The 5,202-nt window shown below is 67.1% G+C and carries 7 protein-coding genes; 2 read left to right on the forward strand and 5 right to left on the reverse strand.

Going from position 1 to position 5,202, the window contains the following annotated elements; genetic code table 11:
• Positions 1 to 22 precede the first annotated feature (22 nt).
• A complete protein-coding gene (locus A5789_RS11545; RefSeq protein ID WP_155525720.1) occupies positions 23 to 274 on the reverse strand; it encodes a GlsB/YeaQ/YmgE family stress response membrane protein in 252 nt (83 codons plus the stop codon).
• 208 nt (positions 275 to 482) lie between these two features.
• Positions 483 to 1,073: an HdeD family acid-resistance protein gene (locus A5789_RS11550; RefSeq protein WP_030515634.1), complete on the reverse strand. Its 591-nt coding sequence runs from the start codon at positions 1,071 to 1,073 to the stop codon at positions 483 to 485.
• A 208-nt stretch (positions 1,074 to 1,281) separates the two neighbouring features.
• On the opposite strand from A5789_RS11550, the gene A5789_RS11555 reads away from it, so the two are divergent.
• Positions 1,282 to 2,145, forward strand: coding sequence for an LLM class F420-dependent oxidoreductase (locus A5789_RS11555; protein ID WP_063015681.1), 864 nt, complete (start codon positions 1,282 to 1,284; stop codon positions 2,143 to 2,145).
• Between the two features lie 15 nt (positions 2,146 to 2,160).
• Here A5789_RS11555 and A5789_RS11560 read toward each other — a convergent pair whose 3' ends face one another.
• Complete coding sequence (locus A5789_RS11560; protein ID WP_064901574.1) at positions 2,161 to 2,799, reverse strand: TetR/AcrR family transcriptional regulator; 639 nt, start codon at positions 2,797 to 2,799, stop codon at positions 2,161 to 2,163.
• Between the two features lie 177 nt (positions 2,800 to 2,976).
• Here A5789_RS11560 and A5789_RS11565 point away from each other — a divergent pair, with 177 nt between their 5' ends.
• Positions 2,977 to 3,909, forward strand: a complete 933-nt coding sequence (locus A5789_RS11565; RefSeq protein ID WP_155525721.1) for a zinc-binding dehydrogenase — start codon at positions 2,977 to 2,979, stop codon at positions 3,907 to 3,909.
• A 12-nt stretch (positions 3,910 to 3,921) separates the two neighbouring features.
• On the opposite strand, the gene A5789_RS11570 is transcribed toward A5789_RS11565, so the two are convergent.
• Both A5789_RS11570 and A5789_RS11575 read right to left on the reverse strand, forming a co-directional pair.
• A complete protein-coding gene (locus A5789_RS11570) occupies positions 3,922 to 4,323 on the reverse strand; it encodes a PaaI family thioesterase (RefSeq protein ID WP_030515638.1) in 402 nt (133 codons plus the stop codon).
• The coding region (locus A5789_RS11575; protein ID WP_156773000.1) for an MMPL family transporter at positions 4,320 to 5,202 on the reverse strand (883 nt) is incomplete at its 5' end. The genes A5789_RS11570 and A5789_RS11575, both read right to left, overlap by 4 nt.

Genomic DNA, 5,202 nt, shown 5'->3' on the forward strand with positions numbered 1-5,202 from the left:
GTCGGTCCTTCCTGCCGAGCCATCAGGCTCGACTCATCGGACCGAGATCAGATCCACCGGAACACCGACAGTCCCGGAAAGTGTGCTGGACGGGCGGGTGGACGCTGAACTTGTGCGGGGCGAAGACCAGACTGCCCAGGGTCCCGCCGACGTAACCGCCGACGATGCCTAGCACGATGGTCAGAATCCAGCCGAAGTTCTCCTTACCGGGAACCAGGAGGCGAGCGATCGCACCGGCGATGAGGCCGATGATGATCATCGTGATGATACCCATGGTGAATCTCCTTGCGGGCAACCTGTAGGGGACCCGACCGTAGCAGGGGAAAGGCCCTGTCCGCAGGCGCATGTGCCTATAGTCACCGGACCGGCGCAAGAGAGTGTGACCGGCCGTTATGCGGGTATTCCGGTACGAATCCACGGCCCCGGACACGACATCGCCCCAGGCGGATTCGCGCCCGGGGCGAAGGGGTCGTGCCGGCCGATCACAGCTCGGCGGGAGTCTTCTTGGCCACGCTGCGGACCTCGATGGCGTAGATCATCTCCATCACGCCCATGAAGATCAGCCACCACCCGACGACCAGTGCCAGCACGGTGATCGAGTGGATGGGCCAGACCACCAGTGCGATACCGCCGATCAACAGCAGAATGCCGAAGAAGATCGCCCAGCCGCGGCCCGGGACCCCTTGCGGCGCTTCGGCTCCCGCGACCATGGCGGCGATGCCGCGGAACAGCCAGCTGATGCCGATCCACAGAGCCAGCAACACCAGGGAGTTGCCGATGCTGCGGAAGGCGAAGAAGGCGAGGATGAACGACAGGATGCCGCTGATGAGGGTCAGCACCCGGTAGCCGGTGCTGACGTGCGGGCCGAAGGCGGCGATCAACTGCAGAATTCCCGAGATCAGCAGGTAGACGCCGAACAGGATGCCGGCCACGGCGAGCGTCGGACCGGGCCAGACGAGCACGATAATCCCGACGATCACCGACAGCAGGCCGATGACCAGCAATGATTGCCATGCGCCACGGGCCAATTGGTGCAATGGCCCCACGTAAACTCCCTCTTTGCTGGTTGTCATGTGGGCAGGATAAATCCAGTGGATGCGATAGCGGGCAATTAACCAGTATCGAACGAGTTACGGTGTGCGAGCGAGCGCCGTATCCGGGTGTTTCCGCTGTCGTGCGGGCCCGATCTCGCCCGGCCGGGCCGCATTGTCGCGACCGCGTGCTGGATAGGCTGTGTCCGGGTTTCGACACCTGTCCACCGCTGCGCAGAATCGAGGCGTCATGGAACTGAGTCTGCACTACTGGAACTTCTCGACTCCCGCCGATCCGGCGCGTACCGCGGGTGCCATCGCGGAGACCGCGCGGATCGCCGAGGAGGCCGGTTTCACCGAATTCACGGTGATGGATCACTACTTCCAGATGGAACACACCGGGGTGGCCGAGGAGCCGATGCTCGAGGCCTACACGACCCTGGGGTACGTGGCCGCGCTGACCGAGCGGATGCGCCTGGCCGTGCTGGTGACCGGTGTGATGTACCGGTATCCCGGTCTGCTCGCCAAGATCGTCACCACCCTCGATGTGCTGTCCGGCGGGCGGGCGCAGCTCGGCATCGGCGCCTCCTGGTACGAGCGGGAGCAACGCGGGCTGGGTGTGCCGCTGGTGCCGATGGGGGAGCGCTTCGAACGGCTCGAGGAGACGCTGCAGATCTGCCTGCAGATGTGGAGCGACGACAACGGCCCGTACCGGGGCGCGCATTATCAGCTCGACGAAACGCTGTGCGTACCCGCGCCGTTGAGCCGTCCGCGGCCGCCGATCCTGATCGGTGGTGGTGGTGAGAAGAAGACGCTGCTGCTGGTCGCCCGCTACGCCGACGCCTGCAATCTGTTCGCCTCCTCGCCCGAGGACGTCACGCGCAAACTCGATGTGCTGCGCGCCCACTGCAAGGCCGAGGGGCGCGATTACGACACGATCCGCAAGACCGCCACCTACATCGGCCCGGTCGTGGACGATCCGGACGCCTTCGTCGCCGACGCCGAACGCTATGCGGCGCTGGGCATTACGCAATTCGACATCATGCCTGACCGGAATCCGGTCGAATACGCCGAACGCGCCGCGGAGCTGGTGCCGCGCCTGCGCTCACTCTGAGACATTCACTCGGAGTCATCCCTCGGAGTCATCCCTCGGAGCACGCCCGTACTCGCCGAAGGCCGGTTCGAGCAGATCGAAGATGCGCTCGGCCTCGGCGGTGACGGTGTCCGCGACCCGGCGCCGCGGCGCGCCGGACAGCTGCAGCTGTTGAATGCGCTGGAACAGCAGCCGACAGGCCGCCGCCAATTGGGCGGCCGCCGTCCGGCGCAGCAGGTCGTCCCCGGGTAGCACGTCGGCCAGGGCCTGTTCGCGCAACTCGTGCAGTTCGCGCACCCGCGCGGTGAGTGTCGGGCTGTCTGCGAGCATGCGGCTGAACTCCGGTCCCGAGAATCCGACGTCGGCCGCGTAATCCTGTGCCGCGCAACGGAACAGGCGGCGTAGCGCGTCGAGCGCCGATTCGTCGGCGGCACGGGCGGCTACCGCGGCGGCGAGGGCGCCGACGAACTGCTCGTGATGGTCCAGTGCCAGATCCTCCTTGCGCGGGAAGTAGTTGGTGACGGTCTTCTTCGCCACCCGCGCGGCCTCCGCGATCTCCGCGATGGTGGTCGCCTCGAATCCGCGCTCGATGAACAGCCTGGTCGCGGTGTCGGAAATCTCCTGGCGGGTCTGCTGCTTCTTGGTTTCCCGCAGTCCGGGCGTCGCACTGGCCATGGCCGGAAATATTACCACCGACATAAAAATAGCCTTGACCTACCGCAGCGCGGTGTCATAATCTTACGTCGGTAGTAAGAATTCGAGGAGGTAGGGATGTTGCCCCGTAACAGCTGTTGAGTCACTTCGAGCATCAGCCCGCGGCCATCTGCCGCTTCAGGACGAAAGGCACTGTCGGTGCGCGCAATTCAGTGCTCTCCCGCGGCGGATCGCCTCGCCCGCTCCCGGCTCGTGGAGGTCGAACGCCCCGAGCCCGGACCGGGGCACGTGCTGGTCCGCACCGAATTGACCGGTGTAGGTGTCGGCCTGGTGCGGATGCTGCGGGCCGATGCCGCGGCGAATCCGGGCGGTGAGATGGTCGGGACGGTGGTCGCGGTGGGCCCCGGCGTCGCGGAATCCTGGATCGGAACCCGGGTGGGCGGGGTGGTGTTCGCCTCGTTGTACGCCGAATACGTCTGTGCCGCAACGGCGATGGTGACCGAGATACCGGCCGATGTGCCCGCGGCCGACGCCCTGGCCGTGGTGCGTTGCGGCCTGGTCGCCATGGGTGTGGTGCACGCGGCGAAAACCGTTGCGGGCGCCTCGGTTCTGATCACCGCCGCCGCGTCCGGAGCCGGACATCTGGCGCTCCAGCTCGCACGAGCCGCGGGAGCGTCCCGGGTGGTCGCCGCCGTCGGATCGACCGGAAAATTCGATTTCGTCCGGCAGTGCGGCGCCGATGACGTGCTGACCTACGACGATCCGTGGCCCCGTGCCGTCGACATCGTGCTCGACGGCGTCGGCGGTGACCTGGTGCAGCGCGGCGTGGACAGCCTGGGCCCGCACGGCACGCTGGTCGCCTACAGCGCCGGTGGTGGCGCGGTCGACACCTCCACGCTGCTGGGCGACCTCAAAACGATCACCGGCTTCTCGATGGGACTGCTGTCGCGGACCGAACCCGAACTGATCGCGCAGCATCGGGCGCGGTTGTGGAAGCTGTTGGAGGAGAAGGTGATACGTCCCCGAGTGGAGGTGCGCGACTGGACCGAGCTGGATGCCGTCGTCGATCGGATCGCCACCCGCCGCAACGTGGGGCGGATGGCGATCAGCGCCGGACCCGGCCCTGGATGAGCGCGCTCTGGCTCACAACACCGCCTGGGTCTGGGTGACCTTGCCGACGAGTTTGCCGGCGTCGTCGTGGATTTCGGTTTCCACCACGATGAAGCTGCGCCCCGCGTGCAGCGGCGTCGACGAGGCCACCGCATAGCCGGACCGGATCGCCCGCAGGAAATTCGTCTTCGACTCCACGGTCGTGGTGCCCTGCTTGCCCTCCGGCAGATTCAGGTACGCGCACACCGCACCGGTGGCGTCGGCCAGCGACATCAGCACTCCGCCGTGCAGGACGCCGCCGAGGGTGCACAGGCTCTCGTCCCAGGCGAGCCGGCTGCGCACCAGCTTCGGCCCGTGCTCGAGCACCTCGACGCCGAGTTTCTCGGTGAACGGCATGGTGCTGTGGAACAGCCGGGTTCCTTCGGTATCGATCATGATGTCGAGCTTGCCCGGACGCGCGCGCGAGGTCCATTACCCTCGGGGTAACGGTCCCGGGCGGGCCGCATCGGCCACCAGTTCAGCGGGCCCATCAACCGCACCAGCGCCGGCACCAGCAGCATCCGCACCAGCGTGGCGTCGATGACCAGCGCCAGGATCATGCCCAGGCCGAGGAATCGCATCGGCGTCAGCGGGGACAGCGTGAAGGCGCCGGTGATGAACACTAGAAGCGTTGCGGCGGCGGTGATCACGCGGGCGGTGCGGACCGTGCCGGTGCGGACCGCGGTCACGGTGTCGCAACCGTCGTGACGGGCCTCGACCATGCGCGAGAGCAGGAAGACCTCGTAGTCGGTCGAGAGCCCGAAGACGACGGCGATGATCAGCACCATCATCCCCGCCGAGAGCGGTCCCACACTCACGTGCAGCAGATCGGCGAGATGGCCCCGGCAGAAGATCCAGGTCAGGATGCCGAAGGTGGCGGCCAGGCTGAGGAATGCCAGCAGTACCGCCTTCACCGGCAGCACCGCCGAGCGGAACGCCGCGCCGAGCAGGATCAGCGTGGCGAGCACCATCACCGTGATCATCAGCGGCATCCGGGAGGTGATGGCCGCGACGCTGTCCACGGTGGCCGCGGTATCGCCGCCGACCTGGATCTCGACGCCGTCTGGCGGCTCGAGATTCCTTATGCGCGTGACGGTTTCGATGGCGGCGGGGGAGCGGTCCGGGTCGTTCAAGGCCGCGTGCAGCACCACCGCGTCGTCCACCGTGGCGAGTCGCTGCACGTCGTGCACACCCGGGACCGCGCCGAGCGATGATGGGGCCGCGTGGTGGACGCGGTGGTGCGCCGGCCCGGCGTCGTGGCCGTCACCCACAGCA

This window comes from Nocardia sp. 852002-51101_SCH5132738 (assembly GCF_001665695.1).
In the GTDB taxonomy this organism is placed as follows: Bacteria; Actinomycetota; Actinomycetes; order Mycobacteriales; family Mycobacteriaceae; genus Nocardia; species Nocardia nova.